General features: G+C 75.9%; 16 protein-coding genes. 5 read left to right on the top strand and 11 right to left on the bottom strand.

Annotated elements, in window-relative coordinates; genetic code table 11:
* Positions 1–385 precede the first annotated feature (385 nt).
* From FHU37_RS01135 to FHU37_RS01160, 6 genes are all read right to left on the bottom strand, one after another.
* Complete coding sequence (locus FHU37_RS01135) at positions 386–1,042, bottom strand: DUF305 domain-containing protein (protein ID WP_179812355.1); 657 nt, start codon at positions 1,040–1,042, stop codon at positions 386–388.
* Positions 1,039–1,704, bottom strand: coding sequence for a thioredoxin-like domain-containing protein (locus tag FHU37_RS01140; protein WP_179812356.1), 666 nt, complete (start codon positions 1,702–1,704; stop codon positions 1,039–1,041). The genes FHU37_RS01135 and FHU37_RS01140 overlap by 4 nt, the downstream gene beginning before the upstream one ends.
* A 295-nt stretch (positions 1,705–1,999) precedes the next feature.
* Positions 2,000–2,539, bottom strand: a complete 540-nt coding sequence (locus tag FHU37_RS01145) for a hypothetical protein (RefSeq protein ID WP_179812357.1) — start codon at positions 2,537–2,539, stop codon at positions 2,000–2,002.
* A gap of 782 nt (positions 2,540–3,321) precedes the next feature.
* Positions 3,322–4,455, bottom strand: coding sequence for a DUF2637 domain-containing protein (locus tag FHU37_RS01150; protein WP_179812358.1), 1,134 nt, complete (start codon positions 4,453–4,455; stop codon positions 3,322–3,324).
* 151 nt (positions 4,456–4,606) lie between these two features.
* Positions 4,607–5,488 (bottom strand): (2Fe-2S)-binding protein, encoded by an 882-nt coding sequence (locus FHU37_RS01155; protein WP_179812359.1) that lies wholly within the window; start codon positions 5,486–5,488, stop codon positions 4,607–4,609.
* Positions 5,489–5,566: 78 nt separating this feature from the next.
* Positions 5,567–6,634 carry a terpene synthase family protein gene (locus tag FHU37_RS01160; RefSeq protein WP_179812360.1) on the bottom strand — a complete coding sequence of 356 codons (1,068 nt, stop codon included), beginning with the start codon at positions 6,632–6,634 and terminating at the stop codon, positions 5,567–5,569.
* 330 nt (positions 6,635–6,964) lie between these two features.
* Between FHU37_RS01160 and FHU37_RS01165 the strand changes: the two genes are divergently transcribed.
* The gene (locus FHU37_RS01165) at positions 6,965–7,498 is read left to right on the top strand and encodes a phospholipase (protein ID WP_218903894.1); all 534 of its coding nucleotides are present in this window, start codon (positions 6,965–6,967) and stop codon (positions 7,496–7,498) included.
* Positions 7,499–7,615: 117 nt separating this feature from the next.
* On the opposite strand, the gene FHU37_RS01170 is transcribed toward FHU37_RS01165, so the two are convergent.
* Positions 7,616–8,092 (bottom strand): MarR family winged helix-turn-helix transcriptional regulator, encoded by a 477-nt coding sequence (locus FHU37_RS01170; RefSeq protein WP_179812361.1) that lies wholly within the window; start codon positions 8,090–8,092, stop codon positions 7,616–7,618.
* A 167-nt stretch (positions 8,093–8,259) separates the two neighbouring features.
* Between FHU37_RS01170 and FHU37_RS01175 the strand changes: the two genes are divergently transcribed.
* The gene (locus tag FHU37_RS01175; RefSeq protein WP_179812362.1) at positions 8,260–8,799 is read left to right on the top strand and encodes a superoxide dismutase family protein; all 540 of its coding nucleotides are present in this window, start codon (positions 8,260–8,262) and stop codon (positions 8,797–8,799) included.
* Positions 8,800–9,131: 332 nt separating this feature from the next.
* On the opposite strand, the gene FHU37_RS01180 is transcribed toward FHU37_RS01175, so the two are convergent.
* Positions 9,132–9,713, bottom strand: a complete 582-nt coding sequence (locus FHU37_RS01180) for a hypothetical protein (protein WP_179812363.1) — start codon at positions 9,711–9,713, stop codon at positions 9,132–9,134.
* Positions 9,714–9,890: 177 nt separating this feature from the next.
* A complete protein-coding gene (locus FHU37_RS01185; protein WP_179812364.1) occupies positions 9,891–10,940 on the bottom strand; it encodes a LacI family DNA-binding transcriptional regulator in 1,050 nt (349 codons plus the stop codon).
* Positions 10,941–11,175: 235 nt separating this feature from the next.
* On the opposite strand from FHU37_RS01185, the gene FHU37_RS01190 reads away from it, so the two are divergent.
* Positions 11,176–12,252 (top strand): ROK family glucokinase, encoded by a 1,077-nt coding sequence (locus FHU37_RS01190; RefSeq protein WP_179812365.1) that lies wholly within the window; start codon positions 11,176–11,178, stop codon positions 12,250–12,252.
* 287 nt (positions 12,253–12,539) lie between these two features.
* The gene (locus FHU37_RS01195; RefSeq protein ID WP_179812366.1) at positions 12,540–13,796 is read left to right on the top strand and encodes a glycosyl hydrolase family 18 protein; all 1,257 of its coding nucleotides are present in this window, start codon (positions 12,540–12,542) and stop codon (positions 13,794–13,796) included.
* A 195-nt stretch (positions 13,797–13,991) separates the two neighbouring features.
* Here FHU37_RS01195 and FHU37_RS01200 read toward each other — a convergent pair whose 3' ends face one another.
* Together FHU37_RS01200 and FHU37_RS01205 are read right to left on the bottom strand one after the other, a co-directional pair.
* A complete protein-coding gene (locus FHU37_RS01200) occupies positions 13,992–16,469 on the bottom strand; it encodes an outer membrane protein assembly factor BamB family protein (RefSeq protein WP_179812367.1) in 2,478 nt (825 codons plus the stop codon).
* Between the two features lie 223 nt (positions 16,470–16,692).
* Positions 16,693–17,574, bottom strand: coding sequence for a hypothetical protein (locus FHU37_RS01205; protein WP_179812368.1), 882 nt, complete (start codon positions 17,572–17,574; stop codon positions 16,693–16,695).
* A gap of 367 nt (positions 17,575–17,941) precedes the next feature.
* On the opposite strand from FHU37_RS01205, the gene FHU37_RS01210 reads away from it, so the two are divergent.
* On the top strand, positions 17,942–19,579 hold the full coding sequence (locus tag FHU37_RS01210; RefSeq protein WP_179812369.1) for a GlnX family signal transduction membrane protein: 1,638 nt from the start codon (positions 17,942–17,944) through the stop codon (positions 19,577–19,579).
* Positions 19,580–19,756 lie beyond the last annotated feature (177 nt).

Consider the following 19,756-nt stretch of genomic DNA (forward strand, 5'->3'; position numbering starts at 1 on the left):
GACACGGGCGTCTTTGCTCCACTGCCCTGGGTCGGACCGCCCGGAGGATAGCCGATCCTCCTGGAACGGCACATTACCCGTGAATCGATCTGATTGAGAGCGCTCCCAGAATCCTTTTCTGTCGCTTTCCGCAACCGGACAGCTCCGCCCCACGGGAGGACACGGACCGGAATCCGGCGGTCGCGGATCGTGGCCGAATATCGCCGGTCCGGGTGCGGCCGAACGGTGCCACGGAACCGTCCCCGCGGGGCGTGGCCCGCCGGGGGCGACACCAGGCCCGGGGCCGGGCGGGGCCGGGGCGAGGCCGGGCGAGGCCGGCTGGGCGCGGACGCCGGGAGGGAGCCGGGCGGCCGCCCGACTCCCTCCCGGCCCTCGTCGTCGCGCGTCACCCGGTGACGCCACGCTCCTCGAGCATGCCCTCGATCAGGTTGATCTCCGAGGTCTGGCCGTTCACCATCGTCTGCGCCAGCCGCTCGACGTCGTCCTGGTCGGTGCGCTCCACGATGGCCTCGGCCATCGTCACACCACTGCGGTGGTGCTCCAGCATCATCTGCAGGTAGAGGATCTCCGCCTGCTCGCCCTCGGCCGCGGCCAGCGCCCGCACCTCGGCGTCGGTGGCCATGCCCGGCATCAGTGGGCCGTCCACGGTCGGGGTGTGCGCGTGGCCCATCCACTCCATGTAGGGGCGGGACGAGCCGACCGGCAGGTCCCAGGCGTCCAGCCAGCCCAGCATCATGCCGCGCTGGTTGGCCTGGGTGTTGATGATGTCGTACGCCAGCCGGCGGACCGCCTCGTCGTCCGTGGCGTCCCGCACCAGGAACGACATCTCCACCGCCTGCTGGTGGTGGATGGACATGTCCCGGCAGAACCCGGCCTCCGGCGAGGAGTCGCCCGGCGTGCTGGCGCCCCGGGCCACGTCGGGGCCGCCGATCCCGGCGACCACCAGCAGCCCGACGGCCATCAGCAGGGCGAGCACACCGCCGAGCACCGCCGGCCGCCACACGCCGCGCCGGGTGGGGGTCCCGCCGACGGCAGCCGTCATCCCGCGGTCTCCAGCGCCGAGGTGCCGCCGGTGCACGCCGCACCCGGCTCCGGGGTCTGCGGGCCCTGGCGGAACTGCGTGAAGAACATCTCCACCCGCTCGTCGTCGGCGCTGTCCACGGTCAGCTGGTGGCCCCAGGCGGTGAGCGTGATCGCGCCCTCCTGCTCCGGGTAGGGGCTCATCAGCGTGTACGGGGTGCTGGAGACCCGCTCGGCGAGCGCGTCGATGTCCTCCTGCGGGACGTCGTCGCGGTAGGTGACCCAGACGCTGCCGTGCTCCAGGGCGTGGACGGCGTTCTCGTCGCGTATCTTGCCGTCATAGACGACGCCGTTGCAGTTCTGCCAGACGGCGTCGTGGTCCCCGCCGGCGGGCGGCGTCATCGGGTAGTCGACCTCGGTGGTGACGTGCTCCTGGGTGAGGTCCTCGTAGACCTGGATGCCCTCGATGTCGCCACGCAGGGCCTCCTGCTGGCCGCGCTCGCGGTCGATCACCCACCAACCGCCGCCGACGATGGCGGCGAGCAGCACCACCGCCGCGCTGATGGTGATGACGGCGACCCGGCGTTCCCGGGCCTGTTCCTGCCGCCGCATCTCGGCCAGTCGCTGCTGCCGCTGCTGGTAGCCGGCGCCCCGCTGAGGGCCACCGGACCTGGAAGAAGACATCGCGCGTTTACGTCCTTCCGCCGCCGCGTGGGCGGCGTCGCTGTGTGGGGGAGAGCCGTGGAACCCTACGGCGGAACGTATCTGCACCGCCCCGGGGAAGTGAAGCCCACCGCCGAACCGCTTCAGCGGCGCGCCTGGCGGGGGCGGACCGCGAGTGGGTCGGGCTGGGTGTGACGGGTTCACGGACCGTGCCGGGGTTCCGGCGCGGGCGGACTCCCGCGGCGGGCCTCCGGGCCGGCCGACGACCGCGCGGGTCGGCGACGCGGCCGGACGGGCCGGCGCGGGAGGGGATTTCCTACACGCGGAGGATCTGCAGGGCGTGCCGGTCGGGTGCCAGCAAGGGGTGGTCGTCCGTGCCCGGGGGCGCGGTGACGGCCGCCGGGAGGCCCGGCGAGGGCAGCTCCGGGCGGGCCACGTCCCCGGCGGGTGCCGGGGAGGAGGTCAGCGTGGCGGGCACGCCACCAGGGCCGCCGCGCCCGCACCTGCCGTCGCCGTCACCGTTCAACGGGCACAGGTAGGGCAGGGCGTCGCCGGCGTGCGCCGCCGGCGCGCGTTCGGCCTCGGCCTCGGCCGGGCCGGGGGAGCGCTGCGCCGTGGCCGGGTGGTGCGCGGTGGTCGGCCCCATGCTGGTCGGCCCCACGGCGACGGGGCCGGCGATCGGGCCGGCGACCGCGACCGGGCCGGTGACGGGCGGGCCGGGCCAGGCGCCGGCGGGGGCGGCCCCGGGGCCGTGCAGGGAGCACAGGGCCAGAGCGAACAGCACCAGAAGGGCGCCGGCTACCCCCGCGAGCAGCGGGTGCCGTGCGGCCTCCGTGTACTGGCGCGGGGCGGGCATGCGTTCATGATAAGGGCGTACGACACGCCGTGGCCGGTGTGGTTGTCACACTGCCGGTGGGCCGCGGGCTTCCCCAGCCTTCCCCCGGGCAACGCCGACCAGGGCGCCCCCGCTGGGGACCCCCGATTCCAGGATCCCATGGCGTGACCACCCTCCGCAGCCCCCCACTTCCGGCCTGTGGATAACTCCGCCGTCCGGCCGCCGCGCCATCCCTTCGGGCCCCGTCATTTCCTCGGGGGCCGCCATCCCCTCGGGGAGCGCGCCATTCCCTCGGGCCCCGTCACTTCCGCTCGGGGCCCCAATTCGTCGGGGGCCGCCCATTTCCTCAGGCCCCGCCGCGGTGAGGCCGCCCGCACTCCCTCCGGGCAACGCCCGCCAGGGCGCCCCATGGGGACCCCCTGATTCCAGGATCCCACGGTGGGGTCACTCACCGCAGCCCCCCACTTCCCGCCTGTGGATAACTCCGCCCGACCCGGCGGCCGTCGCCCTCGGGCTCCGCCGCGCTGGCGCCGGCGCAGCGCCCTCCGCCGCCGGTCCGGGCCGCCACCACGCGGGGCGGCGCCGCGCCGTGCCGCCGTCCTTCGGCCGGTCACCCCATGTCTCGCAGGCCGGTCGCCCCGCCGTCCCTCGGCCGGTCGCCCCGCGTCTCGCAAAGCCGGTCGCCCCATGTCTCGCAGGCGTGTCGCCCCGCCGTCCCGCTGGACCGCTCGCCTCGCCGTCCCGCCGTCCCGCTGGACCGCTCGCCCCCGCCGCCTCGCCGGGCGGCCGGTCCGGCGATCCGGTCAGCCGAGCGCCCGCTCCAGCTCGCGCAGCTTGCGTTCCAGGGAGTCCAGTCGGGGGATCGAGAGCGTGTCGTCCTCGGCGGTCAGGTCCACGGTGCGGCGCGCCGGTTCCGGGGCGCTGGACGGCTCACCGGCGGTCGCCGGTGGGGGCGGTTGCTCGGCGGTGCCGGCCGGCGGCGTCGACCACCCGGCGGGGGCCGGGGAACCGCCGGCCGCACCGAGTGGCCCGGTGCTCGCCGGGGTGGTGGCCGCCGGCGCTATGGCCGGGTCCGTGCCGAGCGGCTCGCGGCCGGCGCCGGCCAGGGCGGGCAGCCGCTCGATCTCCCGTGCCGGCCGCTGCCGGCCGGCGCCGCGGTGCCGGCGGCCGAGTGCCCGGAGCTCGGCGCGCTCGCGGCGGGTGACCATGCGCTGGCGCTGCCGCTTCTCCGCCCGCGATCGCCTGTCCTCGCGCACCTCCTCCACCGCCTCGTCCAGCGTGCGCACGCCCTCCAGCAGCATCAGCGACCACGCGGCGTAGGTCTCCCGGGGCGCGCGCAGCCAGCGCACCACCCGGATCTGCGGCAGCGGCCGGGGCACCAGGCCCTGTTCCCGCAGGGCCGCGCGGCGGGTCTGCTTCAGCGCCCGGTCGAAGAGCACGGCGGCGGCCAGCGACATGCCGGCGAAGAACTGCGGGGCGCCGGCGTGCAGCTCCCCGCGCGGCGCGTGCACCCAGTTGAACCAGGCCGAGGCACCGGCGAAGATCCACACCAACGTCCGGGAGCCCAGCGCGGCGTCGCCGTGGCTGGCCTCGCGGACGGCCAGCACCGAGCAGAACATCGCCGCCCCGTCCAGCCCGAACGGCACCAGGTACTCCCAGCCGTCGGACAGGCCGAGGTTCTGCCGGCCGAAGCCGACCAGGCCGTGGAAGGAGAGCGCGGCGGCGACCGCGGCGCACACGAACAGCAGGACGTACGACAGGCCGCCGTAGACCCGCTCCTTGCGGCGGCGGCGCTCCTCCATCCGCTCCCACGAGTCCGCGGACGCCGCCTCCCGCCGCGTGCCGCGGGCGCGGGCCGCGAGCAGTGGCACGACCACCGCGAGGGCGGTGGCCACCGCCGCGACTGTCCACGCCAGCCCTGAGTCGGTCATCTGCATCGAAACCCCCTGAACGGTCGCGCGGACGCTGCCGTGCCGCGTCGGCCCATCCTGGCCGAATCGACGGGGCTGGAGTGAGGGTTCCGCTCCAAAGAGTGACGGGCGGTCGCCGGTGTGTTCGAGTGCCGACGACTTCCGGGACGGCGGGGCGTCAGGAGGGGCCGTCGCACTCCGTGGTGGTGGCCGCCCGCCGGTTGCGCGGGCAGGTGAGGCAGAGCTCCTGTGGCCGCACCGTGTAGAAGAGGCAGCAGCTGAGCCGGGTCCGGGTGGTCATGGAGCCGCCGTCCGCCGTGGTCACCCGGCGGAAGCCGGCGGCCCCGCGGAACGGCGGGGTGTCGCCGGGCAGCAGTTCGGTCAGCTCCCAGACGGCGCGCTCCTCCATCCCGAGCAGCCCGGCGGCGTACCACAGCCCTTCGGCCACCTCGTCGGTCGCCATGCTCCACAGCGTGTGCGGCCCGCGCCGCAGGGTGGGGCGCAGCGCCTCCACGATCGGCGTGAGGTGCTCGGCGATCGCCTCGCGCAGCCGGGCGCGCAGCGCCGCCTCGTCGGGTTCGACGTGGGCGCCGGGCAGGTGGGCCGCCGGGTCGTCGGGCAGGCAGTGGAACTCGCGGACGTCCAGCCGCCAGGCGCCGGCGTGGCGGTTCACGGCGACGTGCGCGACGGGCAGGCGGGGGACCCGTCGGGCGAGGAACCAGGGGGCGGTGAAGAGCAGGCACAGCGGCCAGGCGTAGCGGTGGTACGTCCAGGTTGCCGAGACGTCGCGGCGCGGCACCGTGTCGTAGGCGGCGACGGCCTGCTGTTCGTCGAGGTCCACCTGGCGGCTGAGGGTGTCGGCGTCCTCGGCCAGCAGCGCGGCCCGCACCCAGTCGGCGGAGGCGGGGCCGCCGGCGGTGGTGGGCAGGTCGTCGAGGGGGCCGAGCTCGACCTGGATGCCGGGGTAGACGTCCGCGAGTCGCCGGTACGGCGCGTGGAACGCGTCGGTGGCGGTGTGGAACGCGGTGGCCGGGGTTCCGGGCGGAACTGCGACGTGCATGGCGACCCAATGTTCGAACAGGGCGGCAGTCCGCGACCACCGCCCGGCGACCGGATAGGTGAGGATTACCTTAGCGTGTTATCCGGCCAGTCGCGCGGTGGGGTCCACCGTGCTGGGGGAGGTCTCCTGGGGCTGCTGGGACGCGCGGGTGCCGGATTCGGCGTCGCCGCCCTGGCCGCCGTCGGCGCCCGGCGTGCTCTCCGGCGGGGTGGTGGCGTAACGGGGGGTGCGCAGCGCCCAGTCGTAGAAGCCCTGCATCAGGCAGCGCAGGCCCTCCAGGAAGGCCGCCATGGCGGGGGTGGCGTCCCGGGCGAGGGTCGCCTCCAGCTCCAGGTACCGCTCCATCTCCTCGTCGTGGCGGCGGGCGGCCTCGGCGATCGCCTGTTCGGGGGTGAGGGCGAGGTGGTGGGCGAGCACCCCGGGCAGGCTGTGCACCACCGCGTGGGTGGCGGAGCGCTCCCGGGCGTGCGAGAGGACGTCGTTGGACCAGGAGTTGAGGTTGGCGGTGATTCGGGCGATCCGGCGCACGTCGGGGTGGTCGAAGGCGTCGCCGAGCGGCAGTCCGGTGGCGACGTCGATCAGTGCCTGGGCGCCGAAGGAGCCGCTGGTGTGCGCCCGCATGGTGACGTAGTCGTGCACCGTGGGGACGGTGCGGGAGGCGCGGTTGCCGGCCTCCCACAGCAGCGCGTGGAAGTAGCCGCGCACGCCGGCGGCGAAGCGGGCGTACTGGGTCGGTGTGGCGCGCGCGGTGAGCCGGCCGCACAGGTCGCCGAAGGCGGCGGCCAGCGGGTCGGTGCGGGCGGAGGGGTGGTGCAGGGCGGTCGCCGGATCGTCCAGGACGGCGGTCAGCGGGGTGAGCCGGCGGGCGAGTCCGGCGGGGTCCGCGCCGCTGGCGGACTCGTCGCACAGTTGGTCGTCGACCACGAACAGCCAGCCGTACAGGTCGGTGACGAACTGGAGGAACTCGCTGTCGGCGTAGGGGTACTCGCGGGCGGCGAACTCGCCGAACCGGGCGGTGTGGAAGGCGTCGGCGGCGGCGGGGGGCAGCAGTTGACGGCGGACCAGCCAGTCGACCATGCGTTCCTCGGCCAGGTCGGCGTCGGGGTGCACGCGGGAGGGGAACGGGTAGTTCAGGACGGGTGGCATGGTGTCACCCCTTGGTGATCGTGTGGCTCATGCGGCGGTCTTCCGGGACGGTGAGTGATCGTGCGTCACTGTAGGGTCGCGGAACGGGTGTTGGGAAGATCCGCAAGTGACACATGGGCGAACAGTGACGATCCAGAAGTGACTGACTGTCGGTCGCGAGGGGGCGGATTCCGCCGCGTCCGGGGAAGAATAGTGTCACTTCACTCACGAAGCGCAAGCAAATGACTACTCTGAGCGTGCGGCTGGGGTCGGTCCGGCAGGCGCGTGGCGGCGTGCGGCGAACCGGCCCGGCGTGCCGCTTCCCCGTCGTGCCGCCTCGGAGGTCCCGCTGTGCCGCTGACCCGCTCGACCCCCTCCGACCGTCCCGGTCGGGCCGCGCGCCTCGCCGCGCGGGCCGGTGCCGTCGCCCTGTCCACCGTCGTCCTCGCGGCCACCCCGGCGTGGGCGGCCCCGGCGCTGTCCGACGATCCGGTCACCGCCACCGACCAGTTGCTGTACGAGTACACCCTGGAGGAGTTCCTCGAGGTGCGGGAGGTCCAGGGCGGGCCGGGGCTGGACTGGTCCAGCGACGGATGCAGCTCCTCGCCGGACGAGCCGTTCGGCTACGACTTCCTCGACGCCTGCTACCGGCACGACTTCGGCTACCGCAACTACAAGCTCCAGGAGCGGTTCACCGAGACCAACCGGGCGAGCATCGACAACGTCTTCCTGGAGGACCTCACCACGATCTGCGCCGGGGACGCGCTGTGCCAGACCACGGCGATGATCTACTACCTGGCCGTGCGGGTGGCCGGGGGCAGCGACACGCTCGCGGGCGTTGACGAGCGGCTGTCCGGGCTCGGTGAGCGACTCGCGTCGCGGTGACCCGATCCGCCCGCGCGCGGCCGTCCGCGCGCGGGTCCCGCCGGGGGGCGTCGTCGCGGGGCGTCCGGCGGCCCGTCGGCGGTCCGAGCGGTGGCCGCTCGGCGGCGTGCCGGCGGATCAGCTCTCCAGGGCGGTCCGCACCCGGTCGCCGAGCCGGTGCAGGGCGCGCTCCACGGCCGGCCACTGACGGGGCTCCGTCAGGCCGGCGAGGTACTCGTCGAGGAGCCGGTCGTACCAGGGGGCGGCGCGCCGCGCCAGGTCGCCGCCGGCCTCGGTCAGGCCGACCAGTTGCACCCGCCGGTCCCTCGGGCAGGTCCGGCGCCGCACCAGGCCCCGCCGCTCCAGGCGGTCGACCAGCCGGGTCATCCCGCCGCCGGTGAGCGAGGTGCGGACGGTCAGCTCGCCGATGCCCAGCACGCCGCCCGGCGCGCGGTCCAGGTGCAGCAGCACGTCCAGCATCGCCCGGCTCATCCCGTGCCGGTCCTCCACGGCCCGGCTCAGCAGCCGGTCCAGCAGCGTCGCGGTGTCCAGGAACGCGGTGCACAACTCCCGGGCGGACGCCGCGGCGGGGGCGGCCCCGCTCTGGCGCGTCATGAGCGCGTGGGAGAGGTCGACGGACGCTTCGTAACCATGAAAATACGTTACGTCAGCGGGCGCCCGCCGTCCCGCACACCGCGTCACCCGGTTGAGGGATACCGCTGGCGGTGGGTGCGCGGGCATGGTGGAATCCCCGTCCCCTCCCAGCGAAAGCCCCTCGAACCATGGCAGCCCTTCCGATCGCCCTCCTGCCGCTCGTTCTCGCCGCGACCACGGCGCCCGCCCCGATCGTCGTCCGGGCCCAGTTCGAGGCGCCGACCGATCCGGCCCGGCAACAGGCCGTCAGCTACGTCCCCGAGCTCGTCCCGATCGGCACCACCGCGCGGGTGCGCGTCGTCGAGGCCCCCTCAGGCACCCACGTCTCCCTCCGGATCAGCGGTCTGCTGCCCGACCGCGACTACGGCGCGCACGTCCACACCAGCCCCTGCGGCGCGGATCCCGCCGACGCCGGACCGCACTACCAGCACGTACCCGACCCGGTCCAGCCCTCCACCGATCCCGCCTACGCCAACTCCGCCAACGAGGTCTGGCTCGACTTCACCACCAACCACCACGGCCACGGCCAGGTCGACACCCACGTCCACTGGACGCCCCGCGAGGGCGAGGCGCGCTCCATCGTCCTGCACGACCACCACACGTCACTCACCCCCGGCGAGGCCGGAACCGCCGGGGACCGCCTGGCCTGCGTCAACGTCCCGTTCTGAGGCGGCGGGAACGCAGGGCGCGAGGGGACGGCCCGCCGCGCCCAGCCCAGCCGGACCGGATTGGTCGGCGCGGCCGTGGCGCCGAACGACCGCCGGGGGCCGGCGCCGTCCCCGGGCAGCGGGTGGCGCACCTCCACCCGGACGCGGCGCGCCGCCGAGGCCGTGGTCTCCCAGTTCACCGCGCCGGCGCCGGCCGCCGCCGACGGGCGCGCGCGAGGGCGGGTCGGACGCTCGTGCGTCCGACCCGCCCGTGTCACGTCACGCCGCCTCGGTCGCGCGGGCGCGGGCCCGCCGGCGGCCGGTCCGCGGGGCCCGGTGTGGCGGCCGGTGGGTCAGCAGCCGCCGCAGTTGTAGTAGAGGACGTCCCAGTGGTTGCTCTCCCGGGCGTAGATGTTCCCGGAGGCGGACTGGTACTGGGGCGCGCCGTCCCCGCGCAGCCCGATGTAGGTGAACCGGGAGGTGATGTAGTTCCCCAGGCAGCTGTACAGGCTGAAGTCGAGCTTGTACCCGTTCCAGTGGCTGTAGGTGCCGGAGGCGTGGCCGGTCTCCGTGCCGCCGGTGATGTTCAGGGCGCAGCCGCTGGCCTGTCTCAGCGTGATGGCGCCGAGGATGGTGTCCTCGTTGACCTGCTCGAAGGAGGTGCAGGTCGAGTTGTAGCGGTCGGAGCAGTTCCCGCTGGAGCTCCACGTGATGCCCGCGTTGCGCAGCATGCTGGTGGCCTGGGCGTGGGTCAGCTTGGTGACCATCGCGCCGACGGTCGCCTCGGGCGCGGTGGTGGTGGCGGTGGTGGCCGTGACCGATGTGACGGAGGCGGTGGCGGGGGACGCCGTGGCCGTGGTGCTGAAGGGCGCCGCGAGGGCGAGGCCGAGGGCCAGGGCGGCGCCGGTGAGGGTGCGGAGTGCGGATGTCCGCATGGCGGGGGCTCCTTCGTTCCGTGTTCCGTTGTCCAGGGGGCGAATCGGTGCGGGAACTGCGGCTCGGCCGGCCGTCAACGATGCTGCCCGTCGCCGACGGACCGGCGGTAGGGCGGGATCCGGCCACCCGTCGCCGGGCGGGAACGGCCCGAAAGCGCCCCGGGGCCGTGGAGGCCGCTACCGGGCCGGCGGGGGCGCGGTGGACTCGCGGACCACCAGGGTGGGGGAGTGCACCTCGGAGCAGGCCGGGCCGCCCTCCACCATCTCCACCAGGTGGCGCCCCGCCGAGGCGCCGAGCACCTCCACCGGCTGGCGCACCGTGGTCAGCGGAGGGATCACGTACGAGCTGCGCGGATGGTCGTCGAAGCCGACCAGGGAGACCTGCCCCGGCACCTGGAGGCCGGCCCGGTGCAGGGCGAGCCGCACGCCGTCGGCGAGCTGGTCGTTGGCCGCGAAGACGGCCGTGAACTCGACCCCGCCGTCCAGCAGGGACTGCATGGCGGCCATGCCGGAGGCCTCCTGGAAGTCGCCGGCGGCCACCAGCGCGGGATCCTCGGGCAGCCCGTGCCGCCGAAGCGCGTCCCGGTAGCCGGCCAGCCGCTCGGCGGTGTCGTGCTGCGAGCGGTCGCCGGTGACGTGCGCGATGCGCCGGTGGCCGAGCTCGATCAGGTGCTCGGTGGCGATCCGGGCGGCCGTGCGGTTGTCCACCGTCAGGCAGGTGCCGGGGAAGGCGGGGACGTGGCGGAGCAGCAGGACGGTGGGCTGGTCCTTGGCGAGCAGCCGCAGCTCCTCGTCCGGCAGCATGACGCCGGTGAGCATCAGGCCGTCCACCTGGCGCTGGGCGAGTTGTTCCAGGGCGGCCCGCTGGCGCTGCGGCTCCCAGCCGCCGGAGGCGAACAGCGCCTGGTAGCCGGCGTCCACCACGGTGCGCTCGATGGCGGCCAGCAGCATGCCGTAGAAGGGGCTGCCGACGTCGGGGGTGAGCACGCCCACGCTGCGCGAGCGGCCCCGGACCAGCCCCTGGGCCACCAGGTTGGGGCGGTAGCCGAGCCGTTCCGCGGTGGAGCGCACCGCCTCGGACTTGTCCCGGGTGACGCCGGCGCCCCCGGACAGCACGCGGGAGACGGTGGCCGGCGACACGCCGGCCTCCCGGGCGATGTCCACGATGGTGGGTCGCCTCCGCCCCGCCTCGGAGCTCCTGCGCCTGCCGCGTGCGTCCCCCACCATGTCAGCAGCATACGAGGGGCCGTCGCCGGCGCGGTGCTCCACTCGGGCGTTCGTGCCGTGTCGCCGCCGCCGGAGGGGCCGGGTGGGCCCGGTGGCTGGGGGCGGGGGCGGGGAGTTGGCATCATGGGACGCTCGAACGCCACTGGGGCGGTCCGGGGTCACCGGGGCGATCGAGGGTGCGCACCCCCGGTCCGGCCCGGCTCCGCCGCTCCCCTCCAGGAAGGTCGCGCCGGTCATGGCCACCTCAACCATCCGCAGCCGGGAGCGCCTGGCCTACCGCGCCTACCGTCCCGGGCTGCGCCTGCCGACCGTCGGCGTGGACATCGGCGGCACCAAGGTGGTGGCCGGGGTCGTCGACCCGGACGGCGCTGTGCTGGAACGGGTGCGGGCCGACACGCCGGACAAGAAGGACAAGCGCAGCGCCCGGCTGGTGGAGGACATCATCACCGAGCTGGTCCTGGACCTGGCGCGCCGGCACCGGATCCACGCCGTGGGGGTGGGCGCGGCGGGGTTCGTCGACGCCGAGCGGTCCACGGTGCTCTTCGCCCCGCACCTGGCCTGGCGGCGGGAGCCGCTGCGCGACGCGCTGTCGGAGCGGCTGCGGCTGCCCGTGGTCATCGAGAACGACGCCAACGCGGCGGCCTGGGCCGAGTGGCGCTACGGCGCCGGCCGCGGCGCGCGGCACCTGGTGTGCATCACCCTGGGGACCGGCATCGGCGGCGCGATCCTGGAGGAGGGGGTGCTGCGCCGGGGCCACTGGGGGACCGCCGGCGAGTTCGGCCACATGCAGGTGGTGCCGCAGGGGCACCGGTGCGCGTGCGGCAACCGGGGCTGCTGGGAGCAGTACTCCAGCGGCAACGCGCTGGTGCGGGAGGCCCGGGAGCTGGCGGCGGCGGACTCCCCGGTGGCCGAGGGGCTGGTGGAGCGGGCCGGGGGCGATGTCACGGCGATCACCGGGCCGCTGGTCACCCAGGCCGCCCGGGAGGGGGATCCGACCGCCGTCGAGCTGCTGGAGGAGGTGGGGCGCTGGCTCGGCGTGGGGATCGCGAACCTGGCCGCGGCGCTGGATCCGGAGTGCTTCGTGATCGGCGGCGGGGTGTGCGAGGCGGACGAGCTGCTGCTCCGGCCGGCGCGGGAGGCCTACCGGCGGCAGCTGACCGGGCGGGGGTTCCGGCCGGAGGCGAGGATCGTCCGGGCGGAGCTCGCCAACGAGGCGGGGCTGGTGGGGGCCGCCGACCTGGCGCGCCAGGTCGCCCGGCGGTTCCGCCGGGTGCGCGGACGCCGGCGGGCCGGCTTCGCCGCCCGGGGGTAGGCGACGTGGCGGCGGGCGGGGTGCGCGGTGCGCGCCCCGCCCGTTCCGTGCGGCGACGGGGGCAGGGGTACGGACTATTGACACGCATTGGTCTAGTCCTGTTCTCTTCTCGGCAACGGAACCCCCGTCAGCGCCGCAGCGCGCCCGGCGGATGGGGCGCGCGGTCGTCCGTCGCGCGCCCCCGCCGGGACGCAACTCGCCGAACTCCCCCGTCGCCCAGGACCGTCCATCGGGCTGTCATGGCCCGATCACGCGTGTCCGGACGACGCGTCACGAGGAGCCCCGCCATGAGCAACCGCGCATCCGCCCGCCCCCGCCGCAGCCGGCTGGTGGCCGTCTGCTCCGCCCTCGCGGTCGCCGCCGCCGCGGCCCTGACCGCCCATCCGGCCCTCGCCGGCTCCCCGGCCGACGCCGGGGCCACCGCCGCCACCGTCCGCTCCGCGGACGCCCACACCCTGATCGGGTACTGGCACAACTTCGTCAACGGCTCCAGCAACCTGCGGCTGTCCGAGGTGCCCGCCGCCTACGACGTGATCGTCGTCGCCTTCGCCGAGAACGCCGGCTCCGGCGCCGTCAGCTTCGCCCTCGACCCGCAGCTGTCCACCGCCCTCGGCGGCTACACCGAGGCCCAGCTCATCGCCGACATCCGGGCCAAGCAGGCCCAGGGCAAGAAGGTGCTGATCTCCATCGGCGGTGAGCGGGGCAACGTGGACTTCTCCAGCCCCGCCAACGCCCAGCGCTTCGTGGACAGCATCGGGCCGATCATCGACCGGTTCGGCTTCGACGGCCTGGACACCGACCTCGAACACGGCCTCAACGTGCCCAACGTGACCACCGCGCTGCGCACGCTGAAGCAGCGCCAGGGCGCCGACTTCATGCTCACCTTCGCCCCGCAGACCCTGGACGTGCAGGAGGGCGGCTCCTACCTCCAGCTCGTCCGCGACCTCGGCGACGACGTGGACATCGTCCACACCCAGTACTACAACTCCGGCTCCATGCTCGGCCGGGACGGCCGGGTGTACTCCCAGGGCACGGTGGACTTCCTCACCGCGCTCGCCGACATCCAGCTCAAGTACCTCCGCCCCGACCAGGTCGCCCTCGGCCTGCCCGCCGAGCGGCGCGCCGCCGGCAGCGGCTACGTCGCCCCCTCCGTGGTCACCGCCGCCCTCGACTGCCTGGCCTACGGCAGGAGCTGCGGCAGCTACCGGCCCGCCGCCACCTACCCGACCATCCGGGGCGTGATGACCTGGTCGGTCAACTGGGACGTGGCCTCCGGCGGCGGCTTCTCCCGGCCCGTCCGCGCCCACCTGGACGCCATGGCCGGCGGACAGCCGAGCCCCGACCCGACGCCCACCCCCACGCCGACCCCCACCGACCCGCCGGCCGACTGCTCGGTGGCCGCCTGGAGCGCCACCGCCGTCTACACCGGCGGCGCCCGGGTCTCCCACAACGGCCGCCTCTACCAGGCCAAGTGGTGGACCCAGGGCGACGTGCCGGGCACCGGCGGCGAATGGGGCGTGTGGACCGACCTCGGCCCCTGCTGAGCCGCCCCGGCGCGGTGGCGCGCCGACACCCCGCCCCGTCGGCACGTCAGTCCCCGGTGGGGCGCCCCACACCCCGGGCGCCCCACCGGGCCCTCCGCCCCGCCTCGCCCCGCCTCCCCGCCTCGCCCCGCCTCCCCGCCTCGCCCCGCCTCCCCGCCTCGCCCCGGCGGCCCGCCCTCGGCCCGGCCCGGCCGCTCACAGCAGCACGCCGTGCAGCTCCCCGTCCTGGTCCGGCAGCACCAGAACCCCGTCCACCACGGCCGCCCCGCCGAAACAGTGGTGGAAACCCGGCCGGACCGCCCCCACCACCCGCCCGTCCACCACGTCCACCCCGGTCAGCTGCCCGGAGACGGCCAGCGTCCACAGCACCCCGTCGTGCACCACGCCGCCGGCGTTCAGCAGCCGCAGGCCGAGCTCGGTGCGCCACCGCTGCCCACCGGTCCACGGATCCAGGCGGGCGACCGCCCCCCACTCGCTCATCACCAGCGCCCCGGGCTCGCCGCCGCCCGCGCCGTCGTCCCCGCCGCCTCCGGGACGCTCCACCGCCCCGGGCGAGGGCGCCCCCGCCCCGTCCAGCAGCACCGCCGGCGCGTACATCCAGCCGCCCGGCACGCCGGCGAGCACCGCCCCGTCGGCCCGGCCGAGGACCCACAGCTGGGAGACGGTGGAGACCAGCACCGTGGCCGGGCGTCCGGCCACCGCCGGGGCGAGCAGCGGGGCGCAGTTCCACGGCCCGTACAGCAGCCGCTGGTGCGTCGTGCCGGTGCGGGTGGTGAACGCCCACAGCGGGCCGGCGCCGTCGTGCACCGATAGGGCGAGCACCCGGCCGTCTCCGGAACCGGTGTAGACCCGCTCGCCGTCCACGGCGACCCGGCCGGCCGACATGCCGCCGACCTCCGCGCGCCACAGCGGGCGCCCGTCGTCCGCCGAGACGGCGAAGAGCGTCGTGCCGGCGGTGAACAGCACGGCTCCGCCGTCGCCGGTTCCTCCGGCCGCCGCCACCACCGGCTCGCTCACCACCGGCGCGCCGGCCTCGAACCGCCACAGCGTCCGACCGGTGGCGGCGTCCAGGGCGTACAGCCGGCCGTCCGCGGAGGGCAGGTAGACCCGGCCGCCGGCCTCGTCCACCGCCGGGCGGCGGTGCACCGGCCCCAGCCGGCGGCGCCACAGCGGGCTCGGCGGGCGGTCCCCGGCCAGCCGCAGCGCCGTCACCGTGCCGTCGCCGTCCGCCGTGACCAGGGCGTCCCCGCAGCGCGCCAGGCCGGCCTGCCGGGGCGCGTGGCCGCCCTCGGGCCGGTACCGCCACAGCACCCGCGGGGCGCGCCGTTCGGCGCCGTCCGCCGCCCCGGGCGCCGGGCGCGCCGGCGGGACCTCCAGGGACTCCGTCCGCTCGAAGAACGATCCGTCGCCGCCGGTGACCCGCACGGTGACGCGCTGCCGGCCCGGCGTGACCCCGGTCAGGTCCAGCTCGCCCCGCCAGGATCCGCCCGCCCCCCGGCCCGCCGCCGCGCCGCCGGAGCCGTCCGGCTCCAGTGGCCGCCACTCGCCGGCGATCGTCCCGCTGTAGGCCGCCTCCGGATACGGCCGCGCCGCCACGCCGGCCACGGACGCCGCGGCGGCGCCGGCCGGCCCCCCGTCCGCGGGCAGCCGCACCCGCAGCGGCAGCCGTCCGTCGCGCACCGCGCCGAGCCACACCCGCTCCGGCCGCAGTCCGCCGGCCGGACGCGGGCCGTCCAGCGGCACCCGGGTCAGCTCGGTGGCCACCGGAACGGCGTCCGGGGCCCCGCCGCCGTCCGCCGGCGGCTCCAGCCGGCTGACGACGAGCTCACGGAGTCCCTCCGCGGTCGTCGCCGGCTCGAACCAGTAGCAGACCGGGCCGCCCCGGGCGTCGCGCAGCGACAGCTGCGTCACCCCGTTCATCCGCCGCACCCGCTCGTCGTGCACGTGACCGGCCAGCAGCAGCCGGGGTGACGGGGCCTCGGCGAGCAGGGACAGCAGCCGGTCCTGGTCGTCGACGAAGTACCAGTCGTCCCCCAGCGGGAAGTGACCGATCACCACGGTGCTCCGGCCCTCCGGCACGGCGCGCAGGTCGCGTTCCAGCCAGTCCAGCTGTGTCCGGCCGAAGTGCCCGTTCTCCTGGAGCGGCTGGGTCGGATCGAGCCCGACCACGTGCAGGCCGGCGGCGTCGAAGGAGTACGGCGGCTGACCGAACGTGGCCCGGTACAGGCCCTTGGCGGTGGCGTCCCAGCGCGTCTCGTGGTTGCCCGGTACGTGGTGGGCGCGGTCGGCGAGGGCGGCCGGCAGCGCGTCGAGGTAGCCGCGGTACTGCTCGGGCAGGCCGGTGTCGGTGATGTCCCCGAGGTGCAGCAGGAAGGCCGGCCGGCGCTCGGCGACGGCGCTCAGCGTGGCGGCGACCCGGGTGTCCCGCTCGGCGCCGTCGCCGACCACGTGGGTGTCCGTGATCACGGCGAAGCCCGGGCCGGCTGAGTCGGCCTCCGCCGCCGCGTCGTCGGTGGCCGGGCGGGCCGGCGGCGTGGCGGCCCGGGCGGCGGGGAGGGCGGACGCCGGCCGGAACAGCTCGCCCGCGAGGGCGGCGCCGGCGCCGAGCAGGAGGAAGCCGCGCCGGGTGGGGGCGTGCCGGGTGGGCGGGGGCGGGGTGTGGTGGGCGGGCATGCGTCGGCCTTCCGTCCATCCGGGCCGGCTGGTGCCGGGGTGCGGCACAACAGTCGGAGCCGGAGGTGACGGAGGATTAACACCGTTGCGGCCGACGGGTGAACGGATTCACCATGGTGGGGGACGGCTGCGCACTGGCGTGCGAACGCCCGGCGGGGTGCTGCGCGAGGTGCGCGGGGGCGCCCGGCCGGCGGTTCGCCCGCCGCCGCGGAGGCCCGACCGCTCAGGCGGCCGGTCGTGTCCGCCGGTCGACCCGCCGCGACCAGGCGCCGACGGCGATGGCCAGCAGGAAGCAGGCGGCCACCGTGCTCGACGCGGTGAACAGCAGCGTGCGGCTGAAGGCCGGGTCCAGGGTGTCCGCGAAGACGGCGGAGTCGTCGTGCTCCTCGGAGCGAACCACGGTGACGGTGAGGGGGGCGGTCCCGCTCCCGGCGGTCTGCCCGGCGCCCTCCAGCGACCGCGTGGCGGCGGGCGCCTGCTCCTCGGTGGCCGCCTCGGCCGGGTCGCTCGCGGCCCCGGTGCGGGACCGGTCGTCCGTGATGGCGAACCGCGCGCCGTCCGGGCAGTGCACCTGGGAGGTGAAGGAGGGCAGTGACGTCTCGGCGTCCACCGTGACCGACTCCTCGACCAGGGTGCACTGGCTGTGCCGGCCCTCCGCCGACAGCGCCACCGTGCGGGCCTCGTTCACTCCGGTGACCAGCAGCAGCGCCCCGCAGGCCGCGGACGCCGGCAGGAACCACCAGCGGCGGCCGAGCAGGGCCGTGCCGCCGATGAACAGGCCGAGCCCGGCTATCGCCATCGCCAGGCCGGCCATCTCGGCCGAGGGCAGGCGGGCGAAGAGGGTCAGGCCGCCGGCCAGCAGGGCCAGGCCGAGGCCGCCGGCGACCGCGCACGGACCGGCGGCCAGGGGCGGTGCCGCCGAGGCGCCCTCCGGCTCGTCCGCGCCGAACTCCGCGGGTTCGGCGAGGGCGTCGGTCGCGTCGGCGCGGCCGGCGGTTCTTCGCAGCCTCTCCGGGAGGAAGACGTCGCCGACCACGGGCCGCGGCGCGGGAGCCGTCCCGTCACGTGCGGCACCGGGAGGTGCGGCGGAGTCGAGTTCTCTCACGAGGGTGTCCTGCCAACACGGCGTGCGGATCAAACAGGAGTTTGGGGGGAACGCGCGAACGCGGGTCGGAGCAGAGGGCGCGCACACCGGGGTACCGGCGCACACTCGGGCCGGCCGTGGTCAGGCCGCACCACGGGGTCGCCGCGCCCGCCGACGGCGTACGAAGAGGCCACGTGGTGTGCCGGATTGTAGGGGGTTCGGAGTGTGACGCACACCTCTTGCCGCTCAGCGGTGGGGCGGGCGGCGTCGTGGGCACGCTGATCGGGGGCCGGAGTGAGGCTTCTCACACCCGTTGTTCACCGGCAGGACGCCCTCGTGTCGCCCCGCTGTCGCCGAGTCGTCGCCCGTCGTGGCGATGCTTCACCACATGGGGGGTACCACGATCGGCGGCCGGCCCGACGGGCCGGCTTCAGCACCGTCCATCCGTTCGGCCGTCTCCTCGACGACCTCGCCGACCGCGACGGCGGCCACGCCGCCGCCCGGGTCCGCGGCCCTGCGGCGGGCCGGGCAGGCGGCCGTCACCGGATGGCGGCTGCCCGGCACGACGCCCGGCCTGCTCACCGTGCTGTCCTGGACCGCGGTGCTGCTCGTCGCCGCCGTGACCGCCGCCATGGCGGTCTCCGTCTCCGCGACCCGCGCGGCCGCCGACGCGGTCGCCGCCGAGGCCGCGCCGCAGGTGGAGGCGGCCAGCGAGCTGTACTTCGCGCTCGGCGACATGGACGCCCAGGCCGCCCGCATGATCATCGCCGGCACCGCGGGCACCCTGCCGGGCCAGGACCCCCAGCCCAGGGTCGTCTCGGACGCGGAGGTCAGGGCCAGCACCGCCGCCTCCGGCTACAGCAGCGCCCTGAACGTCTTCAACGACCGCCGCGACGACGTGGGCGACCTGCTGCGGCGCGTCACCGACGGCACCGACGGCGACCAGGCGGCCTCCACCACGGCGACCCGCGTCCTCGACGGCCTGCTGCGCTACCACGCGCTCACCGCCCAGGCGAACGGCGTGGTCGGGCGTGGCTTCGTGGAGGCCGGACGGGACCCAGGAACGGCCGACCAGCCGCTCACCGAGGTGGACACGAGCGCCGTCTCCTACTACGGCGCCGCCACCAACCTGATGCACGGCACGGTGATGGTGCACGCCCAGAGCCTGGTCGACCACTACGAGAACGCCTTCGACCAGGCGCAGGAGACCCACCAGCGCGCCTCGATCGTCGGGGGCGTCGTCCTCCTCGTCGGCGTGGCACTGCTGCTGGGAGTCCTGATCACCCTTCAGGTGGTGATCGGACGCCGCTTCCGGCGCCGGGTGAACCCCTGGCTGGCCGCCGCCACGGTCGTCGCCCTCGCCGTGCCGGGGACCCTGGCGGGGATCCTCACCGTGCAGGGGGAACGGTTGCAGACCGCGCGGACCCAGGACTTCGAGGCCTACCTGGCCGTCAGCCGGGCCCGCGCCGCCGGCCACGAGGCCACCGCGGACCAGAGCCGGGCGTTCGTCGCGGAGCACTGGGGGGCGCGCTACCGCGAGGCGTTCACCCAGCGCACGGCCCAACTCGTGGGGGAGGACCTCGCGGTCGACCAGCCGGGCGCCTTCGACGCGCTGACCGAGGCCGCGGCGGCCTACGCGGCCGACCCCGGCGACATCCGGGTCGGCGGCGCGCTCGGCGAGGTGATGGCCGGGGCCGAGGGGCAGCTGGAGACCACCCTGGCCCGCGAGGCGCTGGACCGGTACCGGGTCTACCAGGACGGCGACCGGGCGCTGGCCGGAGCCGATCTCGGCACCGCCGTCGCCGAGCTGACCGGGGTGGGCCGGCAGGACATCGGGTTCACCTCGTACGACTACGACCTGAGGTTGGAGCGGCTGGCCGGCCACCAGCTCGGGTCCTTCAACGCCACCATGGAGGGCGTGCGGGGGGCCCTGGGCGGGTGGACGGCGGTGCCGGCCGTGTTCCTCGCCGTGGGCGTGACGCTGCTCTGGCTCGGCGTGCGGCCCCGCCTGGCCGAGTACCGCTGAACGCCCGGGCCGATCTGGCCCGGGCGGGCCGGGCGGGCCCAGGCGGGGCCGGGCGGGCCCGGGCGGGCCGGGCGGGCCCAGGCGGGGCCGGGCGGGCCCAGGCGGGGCCGGGCGGGCCCGCCTGCTGCCGGCAGGGGTGCTCTGTCGCCGGCAGCCGGGGGCGCCTGGCCGGCAGGC

Source organism: Allostreptomyces psammosilenae (genome assembly GCF_013407765.1).
Taxonomy (GTDB): Bacteria; Actinomycetota; Actinomycetes; order Streptomycetales; family Streptomycetaceae; genus Allostreptomyces; species Allostreptomyces psammosilenae.

Bases quoted from the DNA above. Each gene is read 5' to 3' on its own strand.
- FHU37_RS01135 (WP_179812355.1), bottom strand. From the start codon at position 1,042: ATGACGGCTGCCGTCGGCGGGACCCCCACCCGGCGCGGCGTGTGGCGG.
- FHU37_RS01140 (WP_179812356.1), bottom strand. From the start codon at position 1,704: ATGTCTTCTTCCAGGTCCGGTGGCCCTCAGCGGGGCGCCGGCTACCAG.
- FHU37_RS01145 (WP_179812357.1), bottom strand. From the start codon at position 2,539: ATGCCCGCCCCGCGCCAGTACACGGAGGCCGCACGGCACCCGCTGCTC.
- FHU37_RS01150 (WP_179812358.1), bottom strand. From the start codon at position 4,455: ATGCAGATGACCGACTCAGGGCTGGCGTGGACAGTCGCGGCGGTGGCC.
- FHU37_RS01155 (WP_179812359.1), bottom strand. From the start codon at position 5,488: ATGCACGTCGCAGTTCCGCCCGGAACCCCGGCCACCGCGTTCCACACC.
- FHU37_RS01160 (WP_179812360.1), bottom strand. From the start codon at position 6,634: ATGCCACCCGTCCTGAACTACCCGTTCCCCTCCCGCGTGCACCCCGAC.
- FHU37_RS01170 (WP_179812361.1), bottom strand. From the start codon at position 8,092: ATGACGCGCCAGAGCGGGGCCGCCCCCGCCGCGGCGTCCGCCCGGGAG.
- FHU37_RS01175 (WP_179812362.1), top strand. From the start codon at position 8,260: ATGGCAGCCCTTCCGATCGCCCTCCTGCCGCTCGTTCTCGCCGCGACC.
- FHU37_RS01180 (WP_179812363.1), bottom strand. From the start codon at position 9,713: ATGCGGACATCCGCACTCCGCACCCTCACCGGCGCCGCCCTGGCCCTC.
- FHU37_RS01185 (WP_179812364.1), bottom strand. From the start codon at position 10,940: ATGGTGGGGGACGCACGCGGCAGGCGCAGGAGCTCCGAGGCGGGGCGG.
- FHU37_RS01190 (WP_179812365.1), top strand. From the start codon at position 11,176: ATGGCCACCTCAACCATCCGCAGCCGGGAGCGCCTGGCCTACCGCGCC.
- FHU37_RS01195 (WP_179812366.1), top strand. From the start codon at position 12,540: ATGAGCAACCGCGCATCCGCCCGCCCCCGCCGCAGCCGGCTGGTGGCC.
- FHU37_RS01200 (WP_179812367.1), bottom strand. From the start codon at position 16,469: ATGCCCGCCCACCACACCCCGCCCCCGCCCACCCGGCACGCCCCCACC.
- FHU37_RS01210 (WP_179812369.1), top strand. From the start codon at position 17,942: ATGGGGGGTACCACGATCGGCGGCCGGCCCGACGGGCCGGCTTCAGCA.